This is a genomic window from Streptomyces sp. bgisy159 (genome assembly GCF_057707805.1).
Window position 1 is genome coordinate 35,553 of sequence record NZ_JBYIQX010000028.1, and the last position, 26,250, is coordinate 61,802.

Below are 26,250 nucleotides of genomic sequence, written 5' to 3' on the forward strand. Positions count from 1 at the left end.
CCAGGCACTAGAACCCGGCGGGCTCCGTGTACACCCCCCACTCGTCGCGCAGCACCCCGCAGATCTCGCCCAGGGTGGCCTCGGCGCGTACGGCGTCCAGCATCGGCTCGATCATGTTGGAGCCGTCGCGGGCGGCGGCGAGCATCGCGTCGAGGGCAGCGCGGACGCGGGCGTCGTCCCGAGCGGTCTTCCGGTCCCCCAGGAGCCGAACCTGCTCGCGTTCCACCTCGTGGCTGACCCGGAGGATCTCCAGGTCGCCGGTGACCGATCCGGTGTGGACGTTGACGCCCACGACGCGCTTGTCGCCCTTCTCCAGGGACTGCTGGTAGCGGAAGGCGGACTCGGCGATCTCGCCGGTGAACCAGCCGTCCTCGATGCCGCGCAGGATGCCGGAGGTGATGGGACCGATGGGGTGCCGCCCGTCCGGGTGGGCCCGCAGTCCGCGCTCCTTGATCTGGTCGAAGATCTTCTCGGCGTCCGCCTCGATGCGGTCGGTGAGCTGCTCCACGTACCACGAACCGCCCAGCGGGTCGGCCACGTTGCCGACGCCGGTCTCCTCCATCAGCACCTGCTGGGTGCGCAGGGCGATCTCGGCGGCCTGCTCGCTGGGCAGGGCCAGGGTCTCGTCGAGGGCGTTGGTGTGCAGGGAGTTGGTGCCGCCGAGCACCGCGGCGAGCGCCTCCACCGCCGTACGCACCACGTTGTTGTACGGCTGCTGTGCGGTGAGCGAGACGCCCGCGGTCTGGGTATGGAACCGGAGCCACTGCGCCTTGTCGCTCTTCGCGCCGTACACGTCCCGCATCCAGCGGGCCCAGATGCGGCGCGCCGCGCGGAACTTGGCGATCTCCTCGAAGAAGTCGACGTGCGCGTCGAAGAAGAAGGACAGGCCGGGCGCGAAGACGTCGACGTCCAGGCCGCGGCTCAGGCCCAGCTCCACGTACCCGAAGCCGTCCGCGAGGGTGTACGCCAGCTCCTGCGCGGCCGTCGCACCGGCCTCGCGGATGTGGTAGCCGGAGACGGACAGCGGCTTGTAGGCGGGGATGCCGGCGCTGGTGTACTCCATCAGGTCGCCGATGAGGCGCAGGTGGGGCTCGGGCTGGAAGAGCCACTCCTTCTGGGCGATGTACTCCTTGAAGATGTCCGTCTGGAGCGTGCCGTTGAGGACGGACGGGTCGACGCCCTGCCGTTCGGCGGCGACCAGGTACATGCAGAAGACGGGCACGGCCGGCCCGCTGATGGTCATGGAGGTCGTCACGTCGCCGAGCGGGATGTCCTTGAACAGGACCTCCATGTCGGCAGCGGAGTCGATGGCGACCCCGCAGTGGCCGACCTCGCCCAGCGAGCGCGGGTCGTCGGAGTCGCGGCCCATGAGCGTCGGCATGTCGAAGGCGACGGAGAGGCCGCCGCCGCCGTTGCGGAGGATCATCTTGTAGCGCTCGTTGGTCTGCTCGGCGTTGCCGAACCCGGCGAACTGCCGGATGGTCCACGTACGCCCTCGGTAGCCGGTCGGATACAGGCCGCGCGTGAAGGGATACTCCCCCGGCCAGCCGATCCGCTCGAAGCCGTCGTAGGTGTCCCCCGGTCGGGGCCCGTACACCGGCTCCACGGGGTCGCCGGAGAGCGTGGTGAAGTCTGCGTCGCGCTTGCGTGCGGCGTCGTACCGGGCCTGCCAGCGTCGGCGGCCCTCCTCGATGGCGTCAGCGTCCATACCCTCGAATTTACTAGGACGTCCTAGTAAATGATAGTGGTGCAGGTCAGGACACGCGTGCGGGACACCTCGGCGCACCCGTTACGCTCGACACCATGAAGAGGAGCGTCCTGACGCGTTACCGGGTGATGGCCTATGTCACCGCCGTACTGCTGGTCCTGCTGACGGTCGGCGTCATCGGGAAGCGGCTGCTGCACCTGGACGGGTTCGGCAGCTTCACCACGATGGTCGGCATCGCCCACGGCTGGCTGTACGTGCTGTACCTGATCTTCGCCTTCGACATCGGCAACAAGGCGAAGATGCCGGTCGGCCGCCTTCTCTGGGTGCTGCTGGCGGGCACCGTCCCCACCGCCGCCTTCTTCGTGGAGCGCCGCGTGACCCGCGAGGTGGAGCCGCTCATCGCGCAGGACGCCGAACCCAAGCCCGCCGCGGCCTGACGCCTCGCGGAGGCCCGGGCGGCGCGTGCTGGTCGGCGGACGGCGTTCAGCCCTCGTCGAAGTCCCGCGCAGCGACCCGCAGCGGGCGCAGCAGGGCGAAGATCTCGGCGCACTCCTCCGCGTCGTACGCACCGAGGCCGAAGTCCATGGCCATCAGGTCGCGGGTGGCTGCGTCGACGACCTCGCGGCCCTTGTCGGTGATGGTGGCGAGGGTGCCGCGGCCGTCGTTGGGGTTGGGGCGCTTGGCCACCAGGCCGGACTTCACCAGGCGGTCGACCGTGTTGGTCACCGAGGTCGGGTGCACCATCAACCGCTCGCCGATCTTCGACATCGGCAGCTCGCCCGCCTTGGAGAAGGTGAGCAGTACCAGTGCCTCGTACCGCGCGAAGGTCAGCCCGTACGGCTTGACCACCGCGTCGACCTCGGCGAGCAGGATCTGGTGCGCACGCATGATCGACGTGATCGCGGCCATGGACGGCACGTTTCCCCAGCGCTGCTTCCAGAGCTCGTCGGCGCGGGCGATGGGGTCGAAGGGGAGACTGAGGGGCTTTGCCACGTCATCAGACCCTACCGGTCGGTCATATCGTGGTCAGCACCGTCTCGGCCTTCGGTCACCGGCCTTCGGTCGCCTGCCTTCGGTCACCGGCCTTCGGTCACCTTCGGTCACCGGCCGTCCGGCGCGGCTGCCGGACCCGGCTCCGCCACCGGGCTGTCCTCGTCGGCCGCCCGTCGGGCCGCGACCGCCAGCAGGACGCAGCACACCGCGCCCAGCGCACCCGCCCCCACCACGGTCGTGCGCACCCCCGCGGCCTCCGCCGCGACCCCCGCCAGGGCCATCCCCACCCCCTGGGAGGTCATCAGCCCGGCGGTGAGCAGGGTCATCGCACGGCCGCGCACCGCGTCCGGCACCACCCGGACCAGCCGCTGGTCGACGCCCAGGGTGTACGCGGAGCCCGCCCCGGAGAGAGCCAGCAGGAGCAGGGAGACGGCGAGTCCGGGGCGCAGCGCGAAGGCCAGGTAGGGCAGCAGGGTCAGACAGACCAACGGCAGCGCGATCCGCTCCCGGGTCGCGGGGCGCAGCCGGGCGCCCGCGTACAGCTCGCCCGCGATGGTGCCGACGGGCATCGCGCACATCAGCAGGCCGAGGGCGGCCGGGCCGGCGCCGAGCGTGTCGGCGTAGGGGGCCGCGAGGGCCTCGGGGGCGACGGCGAAGGCCGGCGGGATCCAGAACAGCAGGAACAGCACGCGGATCCGGCGGTCGGCGAGGACCCGCCGCGCGCCCCGCAGGGAGTCCCGCACCAGCGCTCCGCCGTCGTGGGCGCGGGCCGGGCGGCGGCGGGTGCCCAGGCGCAGCAGCACGGCCGAGGCCAGGAAGGTGCCCACGGTGATCAGCAGGGCCTGCCGCGGTGAGGCCACCGTCAGCAGCAGACCGCCCAGGCCGAAGCCGACGAGCAGCGCGCTCTGCGCGGTGATGCGCAGCAGGGAGCGGCCGAGGACGAAGAGGTCGCCGTCGCCGAGGATGTCCGCGAGGGTGGCCATCCGGGTGCCGGCGAACACCGGGGAGACGACCGCGAGGCAGCAGCGCAGGGCGAGCAGGACGGCGATGGGGACGCCGGGCGCCGTCATCGGCACCACGCAGGCCGCGCACACCAGGTCGCACACGACCAGTACCCGCCGGGCCGGGAAGCGGTCGGCGGCCCCGGCCAGCAGGGTGCCGCCGACGACGTACGGCAGGAAGCCGAGCGCCCAGGCCAGCGCGCTCAGCAGCGGGGAGCCCGTGACGTCGTAGACGAGGACGGAGAGGGAGATCTCGGCGACGATCACGCCGAGCATGGACATCAGGTGCGCGGCGAAGACGGCGCGGAACTCGCGGACGGCGAAGACGCGGCGGTACCCGGCGGGCCGCTCGGGGCCGGACGCGGGCTGCACCTTGGCCGCGGGCGCGGACCGCGGCTCGGCTGTGGGCTCGCGCCCGGGATCGCGTGCCGGCTCGGGTGGGGGTACTTCCCGCACCTGGGTCTCTTCTGGCATGGGCAGCAGCCTGCGGCGATCCGTCCCACCACCCTAGTCTTTCGCCTCCAGCCGAATCTTTCCCTCCTCTTGACTGCCGAATCTTTCCCTCCTTGTGACTCCGGAGCCCCCATGCCCTCGTATCTGCACTTCGGTGAGGACGACTTCCTGCGCTGCCGGTTCGCCGTGTCGCCGCTGTGGGAGACGCAGGAGGCGGTGCGGACGCTGAAGCGGCCGGACCGGCACGGATACCACGCGCCGTGGCTGCGAAGGTTCCGGGCGGCGGCCGACGCGCTGGACCTGTCGGGCGTGTGGCTGCTGATGCCGCGCCGGGGGCACTCCCCGGACTGGCTGTGCCCGCCACCGGTCGGGCCGGCGGCCGGGTTCGAGGAGGAGATCGCCGCGGTGCGGGCGGCGGACCCGGAGGCCGCGCGGGAGGACACCGCGCGTTCGCTCGCGGACACCCCGGGGGCGGCGGACTCCCCGTACGGGCGGGCCTGGATGCGGGACCCGGAGCGGATGGTGGCCGAGTTGGCGGACACCCTGGAGCGGGTCTGGCACACCCTCGTCGAGCCGGAGTGGCCCCGGCTGCGGGCCCTGCTGGAGGCCGACGTCGCCTTCCACTCGCGGCGGCTGGCCGAGGTGGGTCTCGGCGGGCTGCTGCCGGAGATCAACCGCCGGTGCGGCTGGCGGGCCGGGACGCTGACCGTGGAGTCCCAGGGCCGGCACGAGCGGCATCTGGGCGGGCAGGGGCTGGTGCTGATGCCGAGCGTGTTCGTGTGGCCGGACGTGGTCAGCGGCTTCGACCCGCCGTGGCAGCCGACCCTGGTGTACCCGGCGCGGGGCATCGGCGGCCTGTGGAAGGACGGACCGGCGGACGACGACGCGCTGGCCCGGCTGCTGGGCCCCAACCGGGCCGCCGTCCTCGCCGCCCTGGACGAGCCGGCCGCCACCTCCGCCCTCGCCCACCGCCTCGGCCTCGCCCCGTCGTCGGTCTCCGCGCACCTGACCGTGCTGCGCGCGGCCGGCCTGTTGCTGTCGCGGCGCTACGGCCATCAGGTGCTGTACGAGCGGACGCCGCTGGGAATGGCGCTGGTGTCGGGCGGCCGGTGAGCGGGGACTTGGACGGACGGTCCGGCAAGTACGGTCGGCCGGGGGGCGTTTGAGCGACCGCTCAAACAGGTGTACCGTCCGCCGAGGGAGTTTGAGCGGTCGCTCAAACGCCGTACGGACCAGGGGGATTCGCATGTGGGAGCCGGGGCTCTACGTGGAGGCGCGGATCCTCGCCGACCTCGACGAGCTGTGGACCCACACCCAGGACCCGGCCCTGCGCCGACGCTGGGACCTGCGCCTCACCCGGATCGACCAGCTCCCGCGCGCGGAGGGCGGACCACTGCGCTACCGGTACGCAGCCCGCCCGCTGCCGTTCCTGACGGTCACCGCCACCGCCGTGGGCGCGAGGGAACGCGAGCGTCCGGACGGCAGCCGCACCTCGGTCCTGCGCTTCGCCTGCGCGCACCCGCTGTCGCCGCTCGTCGAGGGCAGCGGGTACTGGCGCTACCTGCCCGACGGCGACGGCGTGCGGTTCGCGGCGGGCTGCGACTACCGGCCGCGCTGGGGCCGCTTCGGCGCGCTTGCCGACCGCTGGGCGGTCCGTCCGCTGACCCGCTGGGCGACGGCCTGGTCCTTCGACCGGCTGCGGCTGTGGCTGGAGCGGGGAGTCACGCCCGAGCGGGCCCTGCGCAACTGGGTGGCGGAACTGGCCGTCCGTGCGGCGGTGGCGGTCGGCGCCGCGGGGGCGCTGGCCGCCGGTCTGGACCCGGCGCAGCGGGTCCTCGGGACGTTCGCGGCCTCCCTGGCGTTCCTGTGCCCGCTGCTGCTGAGCGTGGCCCTGTGCCTGGCGCTGTTCGCCCCGCCGCTGCCCGGCACCCCGGCCGCCCGCCGCTGCCTGCGCCGGCCGCCGGACCCCGTACGACCGCCCCGGCTGATGCGAGCACTGGAGAACCCCTGATGATCTCGGCGCGACGCCCGGCGCACGGCGGCGGTACGGAGGAGCCGGCGTGAGCCCGGAGACCAGCAAGGCCCGGGAGACGGGCGGCAGCACCCCGGGAACAGGAGGGAAGCCCCTGGAGACCCGAGGGGAGCCCCTGACCACCGGAGGGAAGACCCCGGAGGCCGGGGTGAAGACCCGGGAGGCCTCAAGGAAGGCCTCAGGGAAGGCCTCGGAGACAGGCGGCAAGACCCCGGAGGCTGGGGCCGGGGCCCCGGAGGCCGTGAGCAGAACCCGGGAGGCTGGGGCCAAGGCCCCGGACACCGGAGGCAAGGCCCTGGAGACGAGGACCAGGCTCCTCGACGGCGCCCTGCGCACCCTCACCGAGCAGGGCATCGCCAGGACGTCGGCCCGTACGGTGGCCGCGGCCGCGGGAGTCAATCAGGCACTGGTCTTCTACCACTTCGGCTCGGTGGACGAACTCCTCGCGGCGGCCTGCCGCTACGGCGCGGAGCGCTCGGTGGCCCGGCACCGCGGCCGCCTGGCGGCGGTGCGGTCGCTCTCCGAACTCCTCGCCCTGGGCCGCCGGATCCACGAGGAGGAGCGCGCCGGCGGCCATGTCACCCTGCTCGGCCAGCTGCTGGCGGGCGCCCAGACCCACCCGGCGCTGGGCCCGGCCACGGCGGCGGGCCTCGACCTGTGGATCACGGAGATCGAGCGGGTCCTGGAACGGGTCCTGTCCGACACCCCGTTCGCCGAGCTCACCGACCCGGCGGGCCTGGCCCGTGCCATCGCCGCGTCGTTCGTCGGCCTCGAACTCTACGAGGGCGCGGACCCGGCCGGCGCCACCTCCGCCCTGGACGCGCTGGAGCAACTGGGCGTACTGGTGGGAGCGTTGGAGACCCTGGGACCGGTGGCCCAGCGGGCGGTCCGCCAGCACCTGCGCCGGGCGGCCGGGCGACGGTGACGGCGGGGGCCACGCCGTCGGGGGCCGGTGACCTTGCCACCGAGCCGCTCACCCGGTCGGCCCCGCCCCTGCCCCGGCGCTCGCGCCTGTCCGCTCCTCGCCCCCTACTCCTACTCCTGCCTCGGCCCCTGCCCGGACAGGTGCCGCTCGACCGTCTCCACCTTGGAGGTGAGGCCGTCCGTCACCCCGGGGCGGATGTCCGCCTTGAGGACCAGGGAGACGCGGGGGGCGCGGGCCTCGACGGCGGCGACAGCGCGTCCGACGACGGCCATGACCTCGTCCCACTCACCCTCGATCGAGGTGAACATCGCGTCGGTGCGGTGGGGCAGGCCCGACTCGCGGACCACCCGGACGGCGTCGGCGACGTACTCCCCCACGTCCTCGCCGACGCCCAGCGGCGTCACGGAGAAGGCGACGATCATGCGTTGACGACCCCTTCCTTGCGGACGCGGGCGGCGATCACCGCGTCCTCGGCCTCCCGCCGGAGCCGTCGCTCGGCGAAGAAGCCGCCGGTGGGCAGGACGGAGAGGACGAAGTAGAGGGCGGCGGTGCGCAGCGACCACTTGGCCCGGTTCCAGGCGTCCGCCCAGAAGACGACGTAGAGGACGAACAGGATGCCGTGGATCGCGCCCATCACGGGCACCGCGTTGAAGTCCGTGGTCCGCTTCAGCACCGAGCAGACGAGCAGGATCAGGAAGGACACGGCCTCGGGGGCCGAGACCAGGCGGAGGCGGCGGAGGGCGGAGGCGGTCTTGAGGTCCACGGGTCACCTTCGGGGGGTCGGCAGGAGTGCGCGTCGCCGGTCTGCGGCTTTGTGAACACGCGCACAAGCGTCCGTCCATTGTGGCAAACCGCCACACTGAGGGTTCGCTCAGGGTCCGTCTCCTCCCCTGGGCGCTGGCCGCTCCGCCCACCCGGCGGCTACCTTCCCTTGCGTGGCGATGTTTCGACTGCAGGGCGGCAAGGTGCTGGCCGTCGACATGACCGGGGACACCGTTCGGGCGAAGAACGGCGCGATGGTCGCGTACGACGGACAGATGGCCTTCAAGAAGCTGACGGGCGGCGGCGAGGGGCTCCGGGGGATGGTGACCCGGCGGCTCACCGGCGAGCAGATGACCATGATGGAGGTGAAGGGGCACGGGACGTGCTGGTTCGCGGACCGCGCCTCCGACATCAACCTCATCGGCCTCCAGGGGGACAAGCTCTACGTCGAGTCGAGCAGCCTGCTCGCCACCGACGCGGGGCTGAGGACCGGGACGACCTTCACCGGGCTGCGCGGGGCCTCGCAGGGCAACGGGCTGTTCACCACCACCGTGGAGGGCCACGGGCAGGCGGCGATCATGTCGGACGGGCCGGCGGTGGTGCTGCGGGTGAGCGCGCAGTACCCGCTCTGCGTCGACCCCGGCGCGTACGTCGCGCACCAGGGGAACCTGCGGCAGTCCTTCCAGTCCGGTGTGACGTTCCGCACGTTCCTCGGGGAGGGCGGCGGCGAGGCGTTCCAGATCCGCTTCGAGGGCGACGGACTGGTGTACGTCCAGCCCAGCGAGCGCACCACGATCGCGGGGGATGTGTGACATGGGTTTCCGCGAGATCAACTCGAAGATGATCGAGGCGACCGTCGTGCCGGGGCAGCGTCTGTTCAGTCAGCGCGGCGCGATGCTCGCCTACAAGGGCGAGGTGTCCTTCACGCCCAACGTCCGGGGCGGCCAGGGCGGGGTGATGTCCATGATCGGCCGGCGTCTCGCCAACGAGGACACCCCGCTGATGACGGTGGAGGGCAACGGCACGGTCCTGTTCGGGCACGGCGGCCACCACGTCCAGGTGATCGGCCTCTCCGGCGACACCCTGTACGTGGAGGCGGACCGCCTTCTCGCCTTCGAGGGCACCCTGGAGCAGGGGACCATGTTCCTGGGCTCCCAGGGCGGGGTGATGGGCATGGTCCGGGGACAGGTCAGCGGCCAGGGGCTGTTCACCACGACCCTGAAGGGGCACGGCGCCGTCGCCGTCATGGCGCACGGCGGGGTGATCGAGGTTCCCATCACCCCCCAGCGGCCCGTCCATGTCGACCCGCAGGCCTACGTCGCCCACCACGGCGACGTCCGCAACAAGCTGTCCGCCGCGCTCGGCTGGCGCGACATGGTGGGCCGGGGCTCCGGCGAGGCGTTCCAGCTGGAGCTGAGCGGCAGCGGTGCGGTCTACGTCCAGGCGTCGGAGGAGAAACTGTGAGCACCCACCACGGCACGGGCCCCACGGTCCACGACCCCATGACGCTGCCCGCCGACGACAACGTGAACAACTACACCTTCTGCGTGGAGCTCAAGGGCTCCCAGTGGTTCCTGCAGAAGGGGAAGATGATCGCCTACTACGGATCGATCGACTTCAACGGCATCGGGCACGGGCGATTGGACCGACTTGTCCGAACGGCGTTTCATTCGCCGTTGCACGCGAGCGACTGGGTGGTGGCCGAGGGCTCGGGCAAGATGCTGCTCGCCGACCGGGCCTTCGACGTCAATTCGTACGACCTGGACGACGGCAACCTGACCATTCGCTCCGGCAACCTGCTCGCTTTTCAGCCAAGTCTGTCGCTGAAGCAATCGATCGTGCCGGGTTTTCTGACGCTGATCGGAACCGGGAAGTTCGTCGCGGCATCTAACGGGCCGGTGGTGTTCATGGAACCTCCCATCCGGGTGGATCCGCAGGCACTCGTCGGCTGGGCCGACTGCCCGTCCCCGTGCCACCACTACGACCACGGGTACATGGCAGGCGTATTGGGCGGTCTACGTGCACTGACGGGCCTGGGCGGGGCCTCCGGCGAGGAGCACCAGTTCGAGTTCGTGGGGGCCGGCACGGTGCTGCTCCAGTCGACCGAGACGCTGATGGCGGAGCAGGCGACGGGGGCGGTTCCACACCAGGCGGGGGTACCCGGTGGCGGGGGTCACGGCCCCCAGGGGCCCCAGGCGGGGGGACCGCGTCTTCCCGGACAGCTGGGAGACCTCCAGCGTCGCTTCGGGCTGTGAGCGGTAGTCTGCGGAGTGTGACGAGTTCGAACGCGTGCACCCAGTCACACCACCCTCAGTAGTTCGCCTTTCAACATTTTAGGTAGACTTCATTCATGGAGACCGAGACGGCCACCCCCTGGCTCACCGATGCGGAGCAGTGCGCCTGGCGCACCCACCTGGAGGTCAACAGGCTGTTGACGTACCAGCTCGAAAAGGATCTGCAGCCGTTCGGCCTGACAATGAACGACTACGAGATCCTGGTGAACCTCTCCGAGTCGGAGGACGTCCGGATGCGGATGAGCGACCTCGCGTCCGCGACCCTCCAGTCGAAGAGCCGCCTCTCGCACCAGATCACCCGCATGGAGAACGCCAACCTGGTCCGGCGGGAGAACTGCGAGTCGGACCGCCGGGGGCTGTACGCCGTGCTCACCGAGCACGGCATGGAGACCATGAGAAAGGTCGCGCCCCACCACGTGGCGTCCGTACGGCGCCACTTCATCGACCTCCTCGACCCCGAGGCCCTGTCGGAACTGGACCGCGCCCTCAAGCCCATCGCGGAACACCTGCGCGGGCAGCGCGGCCGCCCCTGACGGGAGCCGCGCCACGAGCCGGCGGCCGGCCCGCCCGCCCAGCGGCACCGCGCCCCCACGGGGCGGCCCGTGAGGCGCTCGTCCGTCCCCCACCCCGGGCGGCGACAGCGGCCGTGCGCAGGACCGTCGCGCCCGCCGCCGCGAAGCACACGGCGAGGGGCGGCCTGCCCGCCACGGGGCCCGCGTCGACCGGGCAGCAGACGTCGCCGCCCGCGTCGACCGCCGCGGTGACCCAGGCGCCGGGGCGGGTGCGGGTCCGGGTGTCCGGCGTCGCCCTCCCGTCGATGCCGCGACAGGCCGTGGTGAGCGCCGTTCCTCCCGCAGCGCGCGCGTCCTCGGGCCGAGCAGGAGTGCGCGGGCGCCGGTGACGGCGGCGAGCGCGGCCACCGCAGTGCCGGGCCGCGGGACACCGCGAGGGAGCCAGCGGGCCGGCGTACGGCAGCGTTACCGGGGGCCGGGCGCGGCGCGCGCCGTACCGGTCGACCAGCGCCCACAGGCGCATCAGGGCGACCGTGAGGACCACGGAGGCGGCCATGTCCGCCACCGCGCCTGCCACGGCGCGGGACACGGTCATGCGGACGGCCGCCGGGCCGCGCGGACAGCGAGATCAGCCCGTCGGCGAGGCGCCCCGGCCGGGTGCGCTGCCGAAGGCGCGCAGGGCATGAGTGAGTCCGAGGACGGCACGGCCCGCACGGCGGGACGGCACGGCCCGCACGGCCCGCTGCTCCCAGCCCCTCCCCCCGGCCACCGGTCCTGCACGCCCCGCCCCGCGAGCCCCTGGGCAGGGACCGTCGGACCGGTCGGGCCGAGGCGGGGCCCCGGGCGCCGGGGGATGACGGGTGCCAGGCCCCCCGGTCGCGGGCGAAGGCGGTGTCAGGACTCGGTGACGGCCGCCACCAGGTCGTCCGCGGCGCGGTACGGGTCCAGTTCCCCGGACACGACGCGCTCGGCGAGGGTGGTGAGGTGACGGTCGCCGCGCAGGTCGCCGATGCGTTCCCGCAGGGCGGTGACGGCGATGGTCTCGACCTCGTGGGCCGCGCGGGCGAGCCGGCGTTCGGTGAGGACGCCGTGCTCCTCCATCCACGCGCGGTGCTTCTCCAGGGCCTCGACGACCTCGTCGACGCCCTCGCCGCGCGCGGCGACCGTCTTGACGATGGGCGGCCGCCAGTCGCCGGGGCCGCGGGCCTCGCCGAGGCCCAGCATGTGGTTGAGTTCGCGGGCCGTGGCGTCGGCGCCGTCGCGGTCCGCCTTGTTCACCACGTACACGTCGCCGATCTCCAGGATGCCCGCCTTGGCGGCCTGGATGCCGTCGCCCATGCCGGGGGCCAGGAGCACCACGGAGGTGTCGGCCTGGGAGGCGATCTCCACCTCCGACTGGCCGACGCCGACCGTCTCCACGAGGATCACGTCGCAGCCGGCCGCGTCCAGGACGCGGATCGCCTGCGGCGCGGCCCAGGCGAGGCCGCCCAGGTGGCCCCGGGTGGCCATGGAGCGGATGTAGACGCCGGGGTCGGAGGCGTGCTCCGACATCCGGACGCGGTCGCCGAGCAGCGCGCCGCCCGAGAACGGCGACGACGGGTCCACGGCGAGCACGCCGACCCGCCTGCCCTGCTTGCGGTACGCCGTGACCAGCGCCGACGTGGAGGTCGACTTGCCGACACCGGGCGAACCGGTGAGCCCGACCACGTACGCGTTGCCCGTCAGCGGGGCCAGCGCCGCCATGACCTCCCTGAGCTGCGGGGACGCCCCCTCCACCAGGGAGATCAGCCGGGCCACGGCCCGGGGCCGGCCTTCCCTGGCCTGGGCGACCAGCGAGGAGACGTCCTGCATCACAGCTCCGTTCGGTTCAGGTTCGTACGGGAGGAACTCAGGCCTTGGGGACCCGGACGATCAGTGCGTCGCCCTGGCCGCCGCCGCCGCACAGCGCGGCCGCGCCGACCCCGCCGCCGCGCCGCTTCAGCTCCAGCGCCAGGTGCAGCACGAGACGGGCGCCGGACATGCCGATCGGGTGGCCGAGGGCGATGGCACCGCCGTTGACGTTCACCTTTTCCGTGGACACGCCCAGGTCCTTCATTGACTGGACGGCCACGGCGGCGAACGCCTCGTTGATCTCGATGAGGTCCAGGTCCGCGACCTCCAGGCCCTCCTTCTTCAGGGCATGCAGTATGGCGTTGGACGGCTGGGACTGCAGCGAGTTGTCGGGGCCGGCCACATTGCCGTGGGCGCCGATCTCGGCGATCCACTCCAGACCCAGCTCCTGCGCCTTGGCCTTGCTCATCACGACGACGGCCGCAGCGCCGTCGGAGATCTGCGAGGACGTGCCCGCGGTGATGGTGCCGTCCTTGGTGAAGGCCGGGCGCAGCCTGCCGAGCGACTCGGCGGTGGTCTCGGCGCGGATACCCTCGTCCTTGCTGAAGACGACGGGCTCGCCCTTGCGCTGCGGGATCTCGACCGGGGTGATCTCGGCCTCGAAGACGCCGTTCTTCTGGGCCGCGGCCGCGCGCTGGTGGCTCAGCGCGGCGATCTCGTCCTGCTCGGCCCGGCCGATGCCGAGGCGGGTGTTGTGCTTCTCGGTGGACTCACCCATCGGGATGGTCTCCCACGGGTCGGTCAGACCGTCGTACGCCATCGCGTCGAGCATCTGCACCGCGCCGTACTTGAAGCCGTCGCGGGACTTCGGCAGCAGGTGGGGGGCGTTGGTCATGGACTCCTGGCCGCCGGCGACGACGATGTCGAACTCGCCGGCGCGGATCAGCTGGTCGGCCAGCGCGATGGCGTCCAGGCCGGACAGGCACACCTTGTTGACGGTGAGCGCCGGGACGCTCATCGGGATGCCCGCCTTGACCGCGGCCTGGCGGGCCGGGATCTGTCCCGCCCCGGCCTGCAGCACCTGGCCCATGATGACGTACTGCACCTGGTCGCCGCCGATCCCCGCACGGTCGAGGGCGGCCTTGATCGCGAAGCCGCCGAGGTCGGCTCCGGAGAAGGACTTGAGGGAGCCCAGCAGTCGTCCCATGGGCGTGCGCGCGCCCGCGACAATCACCGAGCTGTTGGTAGATGACATGAGCTGCGATCCCCTTACCGGCCTGCACAGCCGAGGAGTGAACGAGGGTTTACTTCGAATGTACTGAGCGGCACTCCGTGCCGTCACCGGCCCGTCGGTGTGATCGCGCGCACGTTGCGTAACCACCTCCCGAGCGCTGCACTGAAACCATGCTGACGCGAATCGACCACATCGGGATCGCCTGCCACGACCTCGACGCCACCGTCGAGTTCTACCGGGCCACCTACGGCTTCGAGGTGTTCCACACCGAGGTCAACGAGGAGCAGGGCGTGCGGGAGGCCATGCTCAAGATCAACGAGACGTCCGACGGCGGCGCCTCCTACCTGCAGCTGCTGGAGCCCACCCGCGAGGACTCCACGGTGGCGAAGTGGCTGGCGAAGAACGGCGAGGGTGTCCACCACATCGCCTTCGGCACCGCCGACGTCGACGGCGACGCCGCCGCGATCAAGGACAAGGGTGTCCGGGTCCTCTACGAGGAGCCCCGGCGCGGCTCCATGGGGTCACGGATCACCTTCCTGCACCCCAAGGACTGCCACGGTGTCCTGACCGAACTGGTCACTTCGGCACCGGTTGAACCGGCTGAGCACTGACCCACGTACATAAGGGCCGGTAGGGTTGGGGGCGGTCGCCGCTTCCCATGGGCGGCCCGGTCCTGACATCAAGGTCGGCGTCTGCCCGCGAGCGGCCGTCGGCCCCGACGTCAGGACCGCCGGGGTCCGGGTTTCGGGGGTGCGAGCGGCGGGCGGTAGCCCTTGCCGCGCCGTTGATCTGACACCATTCCCCGGGGGCCCCGTCCGGCGGATGGACGGTGCTCGTTGGAGAAGCTGACCAGGGGACGGATGGGACCGCGCAGTGCGGGGCTACGAGAGCCAGGAGCGGGAGCCGGCGGCTGACGTCGACCACCTCACTCGGTTCGAAGCCGAGATGAAGCGGCTGAAGACCGAGCGGGACAAGGCGATCCAGCACGCCGAGGACCTCGGCTACCAGGTCGAGGTGCTGCGCGCCAAGCTGCACGAGGCGCGGCGCACCATCATGTCCCGGCCCGCCTTCGACGGCGGTGACATCGGCTACCAGGCCGAGCAGTTGCTGCGCAACGCGCAGGTGCAGGCCGACCAGCTCCGCGCCGACGCCGAGCGGGAGCTCAGCCAGGCGCGGGCACAGACCCAGCGCATCCTGCAGGAGCACGCCGAGCAGGCCGCCCGGCTGCAGGCGGAGCTGCACCAGGAGGCGGTGACCCGCCGCCAGCAGCTCGACCAGGAGCTGGCCGAGCGCCGCCAGACCGTCGAGTCGCACGTCAACGAGAACGTGGCCTGGGCCGAGCAGCTGCGCGCCCGGACCGAGGCACAGGCCCGTCGGCTGCTGGAGGAGTCCCGCGCCGAGGCCGAGCAGGCGATGGCCGCGGCCCGCGCGGAGGCCGAGCGGCTGACCGGGGAGGCCCGGCAGCGCCTGCAGAGCGAGGCGGAGACGGCCCGGGCGGAGGCGGAGCAGCTGCTGCGCCGGGCGCGGGCGGACGCCGAGCGGCTGCTGAACGCCGCCTCCACCCAGGCCCAGGAGGCCACCGACCACGCGGAGGCGCTGCGCACGTCCACCGCGTCCGAGTCGGACACCGCACGCCGGCAGGCGCAGGAGCTGACCCGCGCCGCCGAGCAGCGGATGGCGGACGCCGAGGAGGCGCTGCGCAAGGCGCAGGCCGAGGCCGAGAAGGTGCTCAACGAGGCCAAGGAGGCCGCCGGCAAGGCGCTGTCGAGCGCCGAGGCCGCCAACGAGACCCGTACCCGCACGGCGAAGGAGCAGGTCGCCCGCCTGGTCGGGGAGGCCACCAAGGAGGCGGAGGCGACCCGCGCGGAGGCCGAGCAGGCGCTCGCCGACGCCCGCGCTGAGGCGGAGAAGCTGGTCGCGGAGGCCGCCGAGAAGGCCCGCACGCTCACCGCCGAGGAGAGCGCCACCCAGCTGTCGAAGGCGGCCAGGACCGCCGAGGAGGTCCTCAACAAGGCGGCCGAGGACGCCCGCTCCACCACCAGGGCGGCGGCCGAGGAGGCCGAGCGGATCCGCGGGGAGGCCGAGGCCGAGGCGGACCGGCTGCGCGCCGAGGCGCACGACATCGCCGAGCAGCTCAAGGGCGCGGCGAAGGACGACACCGAGGAGTACCGCGCCAAGACGGTCGAGCTGCAGGAGGAGGCCCGCCGGCTGCGCGGCGAGGCCGAGCAGCTGCGCTCGGAGGCCGTCGCCGAGGGCGAGCAGATCCGGGCGGAGGCGCGCAAGGAGGCCGTCCAGAAGATCGAGGAGGCCGCCAGGTCGGCCGAGGAGCTGCTGGCGAAGGCCAAGGCGGACGCGGACGAGCTGCGCCAGGGCGCCACCGCGGACAGCGAGAAGGTGCGCACCGAGGCCATCGAGCGCGCCACCGCGCTGCGCCGGCAGGCCGAGGAGGCCCTGGAGCGCACCCGCCAGGAGGCGGAGAAGTACCGGGCGGAGGCGACCGAGCAGGCCGAGGCGGTCCGGGAGGACGCCGAGCGGGCCGCGCGGGAGCTGCGCGAGGAGACCGAGCGGGCCGTCGAGGCCCGGCAGGGCGAGGCCGCCGCCGAGCTGACCCGGCTGCACTCGGAGGCCGAGTCCCGGCTGGCCTCCGCCGAGCAGGCGCTGACCGAGGCCCGCGAGGAGGCCGCGCGGATCCGCCGCGAGGCCGGCGAGGAGGCCGACCGGCTGCGCTCGGAGGCCGCGGAGCGGATCCGTACGCTGCAGCAGCAGGCCGAGGAGGAGGCGGAGCGGCTGCGCGGCGAGGCCGCCGCCGACGCGTCGGCCGCCCGTGCCGAGGGCGAGTCGGTCGCCGTACGGCTGCGGTCGGAGGCCGCGGCCGAGGCGGAGCGGCTGCGGACGGAGGCGCAGGACACCGCCGACCGGGTGCGGGCCGAGGCGCAGGCCGCGGCGGAGCGGCTGGCCGCGGAGGCGTCCGAGACGCTGGCCGCCGCGCAGGAGGAGGCGGTACGGCGTCGCCGTGAGGCCGAGGAGACGCTCGGCGCGGCCCGGCAGGAGGCCGACCAGGAGCGGGAGCGGGCCCGGGAGCAGAGCGAGGAGCTGCTGGCCAGCGCGCGCAAGCGGGTCGAGGAGGCGGAGACCGAGGCGACGCGGCTGGTCGAGGAGGCCGAGCGGCGGGCCGGCGAGATGGTCGCCGCGGCCGAGCAGCACGCCCAGCAGGTGCGGGAATCGGTGGCCGGGCTGCACGAGCAGGCCCAGGAGGAGATCGCCGGCCTGCGCAGCGCCGCCGAGGTGGCCGCGGACCGCACCCGACGGGAGGCCGAGGAGGAGGCGGACCGGGTCCGCGCCGACGCCTACGCGGAGCGGGAGCGGGCCGGCGAGGACGCGGCGCGGCTGCGCCGGGAGACGCAGGAGGAGTCGGAGGCCGCTCAGGCGCTCGCCGAGCGCACCGTCGGCGAGGCGGTCGCGGAGGCCGAGCGGCTGCGCGCGGACGCGTCGGCGCACGCCCAGCGGGTGCGCACCGAGGCGTCGGACGCGCTGGCGGAAGCGGACCAGACCGCCTCCCGCACCCGGGCCGACGCCCGCGAGGACGCCAACCGCATCCGCTCCGACGCGGCCACCCAGGCCGACACCCTCATCACCGAGGCCCGCGCCGAGGCCGAACGCCTGCAGACCGAGACGATCGCCGAGGCCGAGCGGCTGCAGACGGAGTCGACGGCGGAGGCGGAGCGGGTCCGCGGCGAGGCGCAGGCGGAGTCCGAGCGGCTGCGCTCCAAGGCGTCACAGACGCTGGCGGAGGCCGAGCAGGCCGCGTCCCGCACCCGGGCCGACGCCCGCGAGGACGCCAACCGCATCCGCTCCGACGCGGCCGGCCAGGCCGACACCCTCATCACCGAGGCCCGCGCCGAGGCCGAACGCCTGCAGACCGAGACGGCCGCCGAGGCCGAGCGGCTGCGCGCCGAGTCGGTCGCCAAGGCGGAGAAGCTGATCGGGGACGCCGCCGACGAGGCGGAGCGGTTGCGCGCCGAGGCCGCCGAGACGGTGGGCTCCGCGCGGCAGCACGCCGAGCGGCTGCGCACCGAGGCGGAGCGGGTCCGGGCCGAGGCCGCCGCGGAGGCGGAGCGGCTGGTGAACTCCGCGCGGGAGGAGGCCGACCGGACGCTGGACGACGTCCGCAAGGAGGCCAACAAGCGGCGTTCGGAGGCCGCCGAGCAGGTCGACAAGCTCATCACGGAGACCACCGCCGAGGTCGACAAGCTGCTCACGGAGGCGCAGGAGCAGGCGCTGCAGACGACCGCGGACGCCGAGTCGCAGGCGGACACCATGGTCGGCGCGGCCCGCAAGGAGGCCGAGCGGATCGTCTCCGAGGCGACGGTCGAGGGCAACACCCGGGTGGAGAAGGCCCGCACGGACGCGGACGAGCTGCTGGTCGGCGCCCGCCGGGACGCCACCGCCATAAGGGAGCGCGCGGAGGAGCTGCGCGACCGCATCACCGGCGAGATCGAGGAGCTGCACGAGCGGGCCCGCCGCGAGGCCGCGGAGACGATGAAGTCGGCCGGCGACCGCTGCGACGCGCTGATCACGGCGGCCGAGGAGCAGCTGGCCAAGGCGCAGGCGAAGGCCAAGGAGCTGGTGTCGGAAGCCAACTCGGAGGCGGGCAAGGTCCGTATCGCGGCGGTGAAGAAGGCGGAGGGGCTGCTCAAGGAGGCCGAGCAGAAGAAGGCTTCGCTCACCAAGGAGGCCGAGGAGCTCAAGGCCGAGGCGATCCGGGAGGCCCGGCGCACCGTCGAGGAGGGCAAGCGCGAGCTGGAGCTCCTGGTGCGCCGCCGGGAGGACATCAACGCGGAGATCTCCCGTGTCCAGGACGTGCTGGAGGCGTTGGAGTCTTTCGAGGCGCCGGCGTCGGGCAAGGACGGCGGGGTCAAAGCGGGCGCGACGGTGGGAGCCCCTCGATCGGGTGGCAAGTCCTCGGACGGCTAGCGGAGCGGGGGCATTCCGGTGAAGTATGGGGGCTTTGCCCGGGCCTTTGGCAAGCCGTCCGGTCTTCAGCCACTCAAAAGGGGTGTCATTCTCCAGATCAAACACGCATCCGCTCGATGACACACCGCTTCGGCCCCTAGGATTCCACCTATCACCTCACCGGTCTCTTTCGACAGGAACCCCATGAGCGACACTTCCCCCTACGGCTTCGAGCTTGTGCGGCGTGGGTACGACCGCGCTCAGGTGGACGAACGGATCTCCAAGCTCGTCTCCGACCGTGACAGCGCTCTCGCCCGCATCACCGCTCTGGAAAAGCGCATCGAGGAGCTCCACCTCGAGACGCAGAACGCGCAGGCGGCGGTGACGGACGCCGAGCCGTCGTACGCCGGTCTCGGCGCCCGCGTCGAGAAGATCCTTCGGCTGGCCGAGGAAGAGGCCAAGGATCTGCGCGAGGAGGCCCGCCGCGCGGCCGAGCAGCACCGCGAGCTCGCCGAGTCGGCGGCCCAGCAGGTGCGCAACGACGCAGAATCGTTCGCTGCGGAGCGCAAGGCCAAGGCCGAGGACGAGGGCGTCCGGATCGTCGAGAAGGCCAAGAGCGACGCCTCCCAGCTGCGCGCCGAGGCGCAGAAGGACGCGCAGTCCAAGCGTGAGGAGGCGGACGCCCTCTTCGAGGAGACGCGCGCCAAGGCCGCCCAGGCCGCCGCCGACTTCGAGACGAACCTCGCCAAGCGCCGCGAGCAGTCGGAGCGCGACCTGGCCTCCCGTCAGGCCAAGGCGGAGAAGCGCCTCGCGGAGATCGAGCACCGCGCGGAGCAGCTGCGTCTGGAGGCGGAGAAGCTGCGCACCGACGCCGAGCGCCGCGCCCGTCAGACGGTGGAGACGGCCCAGCGCCAGGCCGAGGACATCGTGGCCGACGCCAACGCCAAGGCCGACCGCATCCGCTCGGAATCCGAGCGCGAGCTGGCCGCCCTCACCAACCGCCGCGACTCCATCAACGCGCAGCTGACGAACGTCCGCGAGATGCTCGCGACGCTCACCGGCGCCGCGGTGGCCGCGGCCGGCGCGCCCGCGACGGACGACGAGCCGATCTCCCGCGGCGTTCCGGCGCAGCAGACCCGGTGACACACGGCGTTTTCCGCTGCGGCTGAAAACATGCGGAGCCCTCCGCCACCGAGGTGGCAGAGGGCTCCGTGCCGTTCTAGCGTGGCCGCATGATCGAGCTCGAAGGCCTGACCAAGAGGTACGGCGAGAAGGTGGCGGTCGACGATCTCACCTTCTCCGTCCGGCCGGGTGTGGTGACCGGTTTCCTCGGCCCGAACGGCGCGGGCAAGTCCACCACCATGCGGATGATGCTCGGCCTCGACCGTCCCACCGCCGGGGACGTCCGGATCGACGGCAGACGGTACGACGGCCTCAGGGACCCGCTGAAGTACATCGGGGCCCTGCTGGACGCCAAGGCGGTGCACGGCGGGCGCAGCGCCTTCAACCATCTGCTGTGTCTGGCCCAGAGCAACGGCATCCCGCGGAGCCGGGTGCACGAGGTGCTGGACACGGTCGGCCTGACCGCGGTGGCGAAGAAGAAGACCAAGGGGTTCTCGCTCGGCATGGGCCAGCGGCTCGGCATCGCCGCCGCGCTGCTGGGCGATCCGCGGATCCTGATGTTCGACGAGCCGGTCAACGGGCTCGACCCGGAGGGCATCCACTGGATCCGCACGCTGATGAAGGCGCTCGCGGCGGAGGGCCGCACGGTGTTCGTCTCCTCCCACCTGATGAGCGAGATGGCGCTGACCGCCGACCATCTGGTGGTCATCGGCCAGGGGCGGCTGCTGGCGGACACCTCCATGGCGGACTTCATCGCCCGCAACTCCCGGTCGTACGTGCGGATCCGCACCCCGCAGCGCGAGCGGCTGCTCGATGTGCTGCACGAGGCGGGGGTCACCGTGGTGGGGGCCGGCGGCCAGGCGCTGGAGGTGGACGGGGGCAAGGCGGAGCAGATCGGGGAGCTGGCGGCGCAGCACGGCATCGTGCTGCACGAGCTCAGTCCGCAGCAGGCCTCCCTGGAGGAGGCGTTCATGCAGTTGACCGCGGAGTCGGTCGAGTACCACGCGCACACCGGGCCGGCGGCTCCCGCGGGTCAGTGGGGCGACGGCTGGAGGAAGGACTGACATGGCGACCACCCAGGTCATCAGGTCCGAGTGGACGAAGATCCGCTCGGTGGCGTCCACGGTGTGGACGCTCTCGCTCGCCGTGGTGGTCACCGTCGCGCTCGGCATGCTCATCGCGGCGCTGTCGAAGAACGAGTTCGACACCATGAGCGAGCGCGACCGGCTCTCCTTCGACCCGACGTACATCAGTTTCGCGGGGATGGGGCTCGGCCAGCTGGCGATGATCGTGTTCGGGGTGCTCGTGGTGGCGAACGAGTACAGCACCGGCATGATCCGCACCTCGCTCGCCGCGGTCCCGCAGCGCGGCGCCTTCCTGTTCGGCAAGATCGGGGTGGCCACCGGGCTGGCCCTCGCCGTCGGGCTGGCCACCAGCTTCGTCACGTTCTTCCTGGGGCAGGCGATGTTGGGCGAGCACAAGGCGTCGATCGGTGACCCGGGGGTGCTGCGCGCGGTGATCGGCGGCGGCGTCTACATGACGCTGATCGCGGTGTTCTCCATGGGCGTGGCCGCGATGCTGCGCTCGCCGATGCTGTCGCTGGGCATCCTGATGCCGTTCTTCTTCCTGATCTCCAACATCCTGGGCAACGTCTCGGCGACGGAGAAGGTCGGCCGCTACCTGCCCGACCAGGCCGGCAGCAGGATCATGCAGGTGGTGACGCCGGTCGACGACGACACGCCGTACGGGCCGTGGGGCGGGCTCGCGATCATGGCGGTGTGGGTGGCCGCGGCGGTCGCCGGCGGATACGTGGTGCTGAAGCGGCGGGACGCCTAGCTGTTCTGTCCGGGGAGGCAATCTCGTTTTTACCTGCCCTTGGGCGGAACCGTCAGCTCCCCGATATCCTCCTAACCCTTACGGGGGCACGGGCTCCCCGCTGTCCTGAACCTTTCGATGGGTGCGGAGCATGATCGAGGCAGTCGGCCTGACCAAGCGTTACGGCGACAAGACCGCTGTGTACAACCTTTCCTTCCAGGTGCGGCCGGGGGCCGTCACCGGCTTCCTCGGGCCGAACGGCTCGGGCAAGTCGACGACCATGAGGATGATCCTCGGCCTGGACAACCCGACCTCGGGGGCGGTGACGATCGGCGGCTACCCGTACCGCAAGCTGCCGAACGCGCCCCGCCAGGTCGGCGCCCTGCTGGACGCCAAGGCGGTGCACGGCGGGCGCTCGGCCCGCAACCACCTGCTGTCCCTGGCGCAGTTGTCCGGCATCCCGGCGCGCCGGGTCGACGAGGTGCTGGGCGTGGTGGGCCTGCAGGAGGTGGCGAGGAAGCGCTCCAAGGGCTTCTCCCTCGGCATGGGCCAGCGGCTCGGCATCGCGGCCGCGCTGCTCGGCGACCCGCAGGTGCTGCTGTTCGACGAGCCGGTCAACGGGCTCGACCCCGAGGGCATCCTCTGGGTGCGCAACCTGATGAAGGCGCTCGCCGCCGAGGGGCGGACCGTCTTCGTCTCCTCCCACCTGATGAGCGAGATGGCGCTGACCGCCGACCATCTGATCGTCATCGGGCGCGGGCAGCTGCTCGCCGACATGAGCGTGCAGGACTTCATCCAGGCGAACTCCGCGGGCTTCGCGCGGGTGCGCACGCCCGACACCGAGCCGCAGCTGCGCGAGAAGCTCACGACGGCGCTGACCGAGGCGGGCGGCCACGTGCTGCCCGAGCAGGACGGCGCGCTGCGGGTGACCGGGCTGGCGCTGCCACACATCAGCGACATCGCGCACGACGGCGACGTACGGCTGTGGGAGCTGTCGCCGCACCAGGCGTCGCTGGAGGAGGCGTACATGCGGATGACGCAGGGCGCCGTCGACTACCGCTCCACGATCGACCAGAAGGCCGGCCTGCAGCAGCCGCTGCCGCCCGGCGCCCAGCCGCCGATGCCGGTGCCGGGCCAGGGCCAGCCCGGCTGGTACGCCCCGCCGCCGCCCCAGCCGGGAGCCCAGCCGCCCGCGGGGCCGTACGGCGGCCCAGGAGGCGGGTACGGCGCTCCGGGCGCCCCCGGCGCGCCTCCCGCGCCGGGCACGGCCAACCCGTACGCCCAGCAGGCGCCTGCCCCGGCCGCCCCCGTTCCGGCGGACGCGCCCCCGCAGGCGCCCGCCCCGGCGCCGCAGACCCCCGCCCCCGCCCCGACCCAGTCCGAGGACGCACGATGAGCACCCCCCAGTCGCCGCTGCCGCCGACCGCGCCGGGAGCCGCGTACTCCGGCTACACCTCGCCGATCCCGGTGGTGCGCACGCACCTCGGGCACGCCATCGGCTCCGAGTGGACCAAGATCCGTTCGGTGCGCTCCACGATGTGGACGCTCGGCGTGTTCGTCCTGCTGGTGGTCGGCATCGGCTTCGCGACCGCCGCGCTGGTCGCCGCCAACGCGTCCGAGGACGACATGGCGGGCGAGAACGCGCTCGGCCTGGGCTTCTTCGGACTGCTGCTCGGCAGCATCTGCATCATCACGCTGGGCGTGCTGACGACGGCCTCCGAGTACGGCACCGGCATGATCCGTACGACGATGACGGCCTGCCCCTCGCGCGGCCGGGTCCTCGCCGCCAAGGCGCTGGTGTTCTTCCTCGTCGCGTTCACCGTCACGCTGGTGTCCAGCCTGCTGGTCGCGATGATCGACGTGGCGCTGGTGACCGACGCGGACAGCCCGACGGGCGGGGAGTGGCTCAAGGGCACCGTCGGCGTGTCCCTGTACATCGCGCTGCTCGGCATGATCTCGCTGGCGATCGGCTCGGTCATCCGGCACTCGGCGGGCGCCATCACCATCATGATCGGCCTGCTGCTGGCGCCGCTGGTCATCGCGCTGTTCATGTTCGCGTCCTCGCTTCAGGACCTGCGCGACTTCCTGCTGGAGTACTCGATCCCGAACCAGCTGAGCGTGTTCTACCAGTCGTCCCTCTCCGAGAGCGGCCCGTCGGGCTGGGACCCGCTGTGGATCGCGATCGGCGTCACCGCGGCCGTCTTCGCGCTGGCCGCCGCCCTGCTGGAGAAGCGGGACGTCTAGCAGCCGGCCGCCAGGGCCGGCCGAGGCTCAGAACCTCGGCGCGTTACGGGACCGCCGCACCCCCGGGTCGCGGCGGTCCCGTGCGTTCCAGCACGCCTTGTGCCAGTGCCGGCGGTCGTCGACGCCCGCGTGCTCCGGCCAGGCCACCACGTGCGGCACCCCGTCGGGGATCAGCTGGTCGCAGCCGGGGCACCGGTAGCTCTTGCCCTGCGCGCTGGCCCCGGCCACATGGCGCACGCTCCACTCGTCGCCCTGCCAGCTCACCGTGGACTGCCAGCCGCCGTAGCGGCTCGCGCGGTCGTCCTCGGCGCTCCGGCCGGACGCGCCGGCGGCCTTGGGTCGGTTACGACGCGGGGACACAGGACACCTCACGGGGCTATACAGGATGCGGGGATCGCCTCCAGCCTACGCGGCGGCGCACGGGGTACGCGGAAGGCGGCGTGCCCTCCAAGTCCCTCTCCGGGCACCTGATTCTGCAGACAATCCGCAAATCTCCCCGCCAGGCCGTGTCCTCGGCACGTGTCAGACGGTTATGCCCGGTGGGGGAGCTCCGCGTCGGAGCCAAGGAAGCAGGAAAGTCCCATGCGTGTAGGAAGTTTCGTGTTGGCGGCCCAGTTCCCGGGTCAGGGCCAGGGGGAGGCGCTGCACCGCGCGGTCCGCTCGGCCGAGGTCGCCGAGGAGGCCGGGCTGGAGTCGGTCTGGCTGGCCGAGCACCATTTCGTGCCGTACGGCACCTGTCCGTCCGCCATCACCCTCGCCGCCTTGATCCTGGGCCGCACCCGCCGGATTCGGGTCGGTACGGCGGTCAGCGTGCTGCCCACCGCCCACCCCGTCGCCCTCGGCGAACAGGCGGCCCTGCTGCACCTGACGAGCGGCGGCCGTTTCTCGCTCGGCGTGGGGCGCGGCGGGCCGTGGGTCGATCTGGAGGTCTTCGGGTCCGGACTCGCGGCGTACGAGGAGGGGTTCCCGGAATCACTCGATCTGCTGGTGCGGTGGCTGCGCGAGCCGGCCGTGGGCGCCGACGGCGAGCGGTACCGCTTCCGTGAAGTGCCCGTCGTCCCACGGCCGTCGGAGGCGCTGACGGAGACCGAGGGCCCCGAGGTCGTCGTCGCCTGCACCTCCCCGCAGTCGGTGCGGCTGGCCGCCGAGCGCGGGCTGGCGATGCTCGTCGGGATGCACGTGGGCGACGAGGAGAAGGCCGAGATGATCGCCCTGTGGCGGCGGCACGCGCGCGCGGCCGGGCGGTCGCCGGACGAGATCCGCAGGGCGGCGCACGTCTCGGCGGGGGTCTGCCAGATCGCGGACCGGCGGACCGACGCGGTGGAGACCCTGGTGAAGGCGATGCCGGGCTGGCTGCGGCAGGGGCTGGACGCGCATGTCACGGTGGACGGCCGGCTGCGGCAGATGCGGGACCCGGTGGCGTACACCGAACTGCTCTGCGGGCTGCACCCGGTGGGCACCCCGCGGCTGTGCGCGGACCGGCTCGCGGCGACCAGCGAGCGGACCGGCATCTCCCGTTTCGCGCTGCTCGTCGAGGGCTCCGGCGATCTGGCGGCGACCGAGGAGAACGTACGGCGGCTCGGCGCGGAGGTCCTTCCGCACCTGCGATGACATGCCGAACCGCCCATCCGTGCCGATGCTTGCCGCTCCCGTACCCCAGGCACCTCCCGCGTGAGGAGCGGCAAGCCGCAGGCTCATGGCGTCAGCAGTCCCGCAGCTCCGGGGACTGGTTCAGCAGTTGGGCGCGCACCGAGGTGAAGCGGACGAGGGTCTCGTCGACCGCGGGGTCCAGGGGGAACACGGCCACCCGGTGGCAGTTCTGGAAGGCGAGCCGGACACCGAAGTGCCGCTGCAGGGCACCGCGTATGGCGTCACTCGCCAGCGCGCGCAGCAGCTGGCCGCGCGCCTGCTCGTCCGGCGGCGGCGTCTGGTTGTCGGCGAAGGCTCCGCCGTCCACCTTCAACTGGGCCACCAGGGAGCTGATCATCTGCCACGCGAACGGCAGGGACGTCCGGACGCAGTCGACGAATTCTGCTTCGTCGACCTCGCCTCGCTCGGCCTGTTCGAGTAGGGCCGGTGAGACGTCGAGCGACATGGGTTCTCCTCTCGCACCCCGGAAGAACAGGGGTTGCCGGACAGGGAAGGGGGAGATCGCCATGCCGGATTCCCGCGCACGCTCAGTACACGCATCGCGACCTCCCGTTCACTACGGTAGGCAACCGCCGGAAGCGGCACCAGGAGAATGGGCACAAAGGGAATCCCCGTTGGGATCACAATCGGCCAGGGAGGAAACCCCTGGTTTCCAGGAGAAATGGGTGGGGCGGGGGGCCCACGGGATGAGGGGGCGACAGGTGGGCGAATCGCGTGCCGGG

General features: G+C 72.6%; 25 protein-coding genes. 16 read left to right on the forward strand and 9 right to left on the reverse strand.

Annotated elements, in window-relative coordinates; genetic code table 11:
• Positions 1-7: 7 nt before the first annotated feature.
• Positions 8-1,708: a coenzyme B12-dependent isobutyryl-CoA mutase large subunit gene (icmA, locus tag AC3ET3_RS24395; RefSeq protein WP_432134157.1), complete on the reverse strand. Its 1,701-nt coding sequence runs from the start codon at positions 1,706-1,708 to the stop codon at positions 8-10.
• A 95-nt stretch (positions 1,709-1,803) separates the two neighbouring features.
• Here icmA and AC3ET3_RS24400 point away from each other — a divergent pair, with 95 nt between their 5' ends.
• Entirely contained in the window at positions 1,804-2,145 is a 342-nt protein-coding gene (locus AC3ET3_RS24400) for a DUF3817 domain-containing protein (protein WP_432134156.1), read from the forward strand.
• Positions 2,146-2,191: 46 nt separating this feature from the next.
• Here AC3ET3_RS24400 and AC3ET3_RS24405 read toward each other — a convergent pair whose 3' ends face one another.
• Together AC3ET3_RS24405 and AC3ET3_RS24410 are read right to left on the reverse strand one after the other, a co-directional pair.
• A complete protein-coding gene (locus AC3ET3_RS24405) occupies positions 2,192-2,701 on the reverse strand; it encodes a MarR family winged helix-turn-helix transcriptional regulator (RefSeq protein ID WP_432134155.1) in 510 nt (169 codons plus the stop codon).
• 107 nt (positions 2,702-2,808) lie between these two features.
• On the reverse strand, positions 2,809-4,176 hold the full coding sequence (locus AC3ET3_RS24410) for an MFS transporter (protein ID WP_435612886.1): 1,368 nt from the start codon (positions 4,174-4,176) through the stop codon (positions 2,809-2,811).
• A 111-nt stretch (positions 4,177-4,287) separates the two neighbouring features.
• Here AC3ET3_RS24410 and AC3ET3_RS24415 point away from each other — a divergent pair, with 111 nt between their 5' ends.
• The 3 genes from AC3ET3_RS24415 (at position 4,288) to AC3ET3_RS24425 (ending at position 7,112) form a co-directional block, all read left to right on the forward strand.
• A complete protein-coding gene (locus tag AC3ET3_RS24415; protein WP_435612887.1) occupies positions 4,288-5,268 on the forward strand; it encodes an ArsR/SmtB family transcription factor in 981 nt (326 codons plus the stop codon).
• A 133-nt stretch (positions 5,269-5,401) separates the two neighbouring features.
• Positions 5,402-6,166 (forward strand): hypothetical protein, encoded by a 765-nt coding sequence (locus AC3ET3_RS24420; protein WP_432134152.1) that lies wholly within the window; start codon positions 5,402-5,404, stop codon positions 6,164-6,166.
• A 262-nt stretch (positions 6,167-6,428) separates the two neighbouring features.
• Positions 6,429-7,112, forward strand: coding sequence for a TetR/AcrR family transcriptional regulator (locus AC3ET3_RS24425; protein WP_435612888.1), 684 nt, complete (start codon positions 6,429-6,431; stop codon positions 7,110-7,112).
• Positions 7,113-7,222: 110 nt separating this feature from the next.
• On the opposite strand, the gene AC3ET3_RS24430 is transcribed toward AC3ET3_RS24425, so the two are convergent.
• Together AC3ET3_RS24430 and AC3ET3_RS24435 are read right to left on the reverse strand one after the other, a co-directional pair.
• Complete coding sequence (locus tag AC3ET3_RS24430) at positions 7,223-7,534, reverse strand: MTH1187 family thiamine-binding protein (protein WP_432134151.1); 312 nt, start codon at positions 7,532-7,534, stop codon at positions 7,223-7,225.
• Positions 7,531-7,875 (reverse strand): DUF3817 domain-containing protein, encoded by a 345-nt coding sequence (locus tag AC3ET3_RS24435; protein ID WP_432134150.1) that lies wholly within the window; start codon positions 7,873-7,875, stop codon positions 7,531-7,533. The genes AC3ET3_RS24430 and AC3ET3_RS24435 overlap by 4 nt, the downstream gene beginning before the upstream one ends.
• 178 nt (positions 7,876-8,053) lie before the next feature.
• On the opposite strand from AC3ET3_RS24435, the gene AC3ET3_RS24440 reads away from it, so the two are divergent.
• From AC3ET3_RS24440 to AC3ET3_RS24455, 4 genes are all read left to right on the forward strand, one after another.
• On the forward strand, positions 8,054-8,686 hold the full coding sequence (locus tag AC3ET3_RS24440) for an AIM24 family protein (protein ID WP_432134190.1): 633 nt from the start codon (positions 8,054-8,056) through the stop codon (positions 8,684-8,686).
• A gap of 1 nt (position 8,687) precedes the next feature.
• Entirely contained in the window at positions 8,688-9,338 is a 651-nt protein-coding gene (locus AC3ET3_RS24445; protein WP_432134149.1) for an AIM24 family protein, read from the forward strand.
• Positions 9,339-9,376: 38 nt separating this feature from the next.
• Positions 9,377-10,129 carry an AIM24 family protein gene (locus AC3ET3_RS24450; RefSeq protein ID WP_435612905.1) on the forward strand — a complete coding sequence of 251 codons (753 nt, stop codon included), beginning with the start codon at positions 9,377-9,379 and terminating at the stop codon, positions 10,127-10,129.
• A gap of 95 nt (positions 10,130-10,224) precedes the next feature.
• Positions 10,225-10,701, forward strand: a complete 477-nt coding sequence (locus AC3ET3_RS24455) for a MarR family winged helix-turn-helix transcriptional regulator (protein WP_432134148.1) — start codon at positions 10,225-10,227, stop codon at positions 10,699-10,701.
• An 873-nt stretch (positions 10,702-11,574) separates the two neighbouring features.
• Here the strand turns inward: AC3ET3_RS24455 and meaB are convergent.
• Together meaB and AC3ET3_RS24465 are read right to left on the reverse strand one after the other, a co-directional pair.
• Positions 11,575-12,531, reverse strand: coding sequence for a methylmalonyl Co-A mutase-associated GTPase MeaB (gene meaB, locus AC3ET3_RS24460; protein WP_432134147.1), 957 nt, complete (start codon positions 12,529-12,531; stop codon positions 11,575-11,577).
• 37 nt (positions 12,532-12,568) lie between these two features.
• Positions 12,569-13,765 (reverse strand): acetyl-CoA C-acetyltransferase, encoded by a 1,197-nt coding sequence (locus AC3ET3_RS24465; protein WP_432134146.1) that lies wholly within the window; start codon positions 13,763-13,765, stop codon positions 12,569-12,571.
• 149 nt (positions 13,766-13,914) lie between these two features.
• On the opposite strand from AC3ET3_RS24465, the gene mce reads away from it, so the two are divergent.
• The 7 genes from mce to AC3ET3_RS24500 all read left to right on the forward strand — a co-directional run bounded on the left by mce (position 13,915) and on the right by AC3ET3_RS24500 (position 23,878).
• Positions 13,915-14,355, forward strand: coding sequence for a methylmalonyl-CoA epimerase (mce, locus tag AC3ET3_RS24470; protein ID WP_432134145.1), 441 nt, complete (start codon positions 13,915-13,917; stop codon positions 14,353-14,355).
• A 262-nt stretch (positions 14,356-14,617) separates the two neighbouring features.
• The gene (gene scy / locus AC3ET3_RS24475) at positions 14,618-18,718 is read left to right on the forward strand and encodes a polarized growth protein Scy (RefSeq protein ID WP_435612889.1); all 4,101 of its coding nucleotides are present in this window, start codon (positions 14,618-14,620) and stop codon (positions 18,716-18,718) included.
• Positions 18,719-18,901: 183 nt separating this feature from the next.
• Positions 18,902-19,840 (forward strand): coiled-coil domain-containing protein, encoded by a 939-nt coding sequence (locus AC3ET3_RS24480; RefSeq protein ID WP_432134143.1) that lies wholly within the window; start codon positions 18,902-18,904, stop codon positions 19,838-19,840.
• 89 nt (positions 19,841-19,929) lie between these two features.
• A complete protein-coding gene (locus AC3ET3_RS24485) occupies positions 19,930-20,883 on the forward strand; it encodes an ABC transporter ATP-binding protein (protein WP_435612890.1) in 954 nt (317 codons plus the stop codon).
• 1 nt (position 20,884) lies between these two features.
• Positions 20,885-21,655 carry an ABC transporter permease gene (locus AC3ET3_RS24490; RefSeq protein ID WP_432134141.1) on the forward strand — a complete coding sequence of 257 codons (771 nt, stop codon included), beginning with the start codon at positions 20,885-20,887 and terminating at the stop codon, positions 21,653-21,655.
• Positions 21,656-21,785: 130 nt separating this feature from the next.
• A complete protein-coding gene (locus tag AC3ET3_RS24495) occupies positions 21,786-23,030 on the forward strand; it encodes an ABC transporter ATP-binding protein (protein WP_435612891.1) in 1,245 nt (414 codons plus the stop codon).
• A complete protein-coding gene (locus tag AC3ET3_RS24500; RefSeq protein WP_432134139.1) occupies positions 23,027-23,878 on the forward strand; it encodes an ABC transporter permease subunit in 852 nt (283 codons plus the stop codon). Before AC3ET3_RS24495 ends, AC3ET3_RS24500 begins: the two co-directional genes overlap by 4 nt.
• Before the next feature lie 27 nt (positions 23,879-23,905).
• Here the strand turns inward: AC3ET3_RS24500 and AC3ET3_RS24505 are convergent, their stop codons facing one another.
• Positions 23,906-24,238, reverse strand: coding sequence for an ATP/GTP-binding protein (locus tag AC3ET3_RS24505; protein ID WP_432134138.1), 333 nt, complete (start codon positions 24,236-24,238; stop codon positions 23,906-23,908).
• 222 nt (positions 24,239-24,460) lie between these two features.
• Between AC3ET3_RS24505 and AC3ET3_RS24510 the strand changes: the two genes are divergently transcribed.
• A complete protein-coding gene (locus AC3ET3_RS24510) occupies positions 24,461-25,489 on the forward strand; it encodes an LLM class flavin-dependent oxidoreductase (protein WP_432134137.1) in 1,029 nt (342 codons plus the stop codon).
• 91 nt (positions 25,490-25,580) lie between these two features.
• On the opposite strand, the gene AC3ET3_RS24515 is transcribed toward AC3ET3_RS24510, so the two are convergent.
• Positions 25,581-25,973 carry an SCO5389 family protein gene (locus AC3ET3_RS24515; RefSeq protein WP_432134136.1) on the reverse strand — a complete coding sequence of 131 codons (393 nt, stop codon included), beginning with the start codon at positions 25,971-25,973 and terminating at the stop codon, positions 25,581-25,583.
• Positions 25,974-26,250 lie beyond the last annotated feature (277 nt).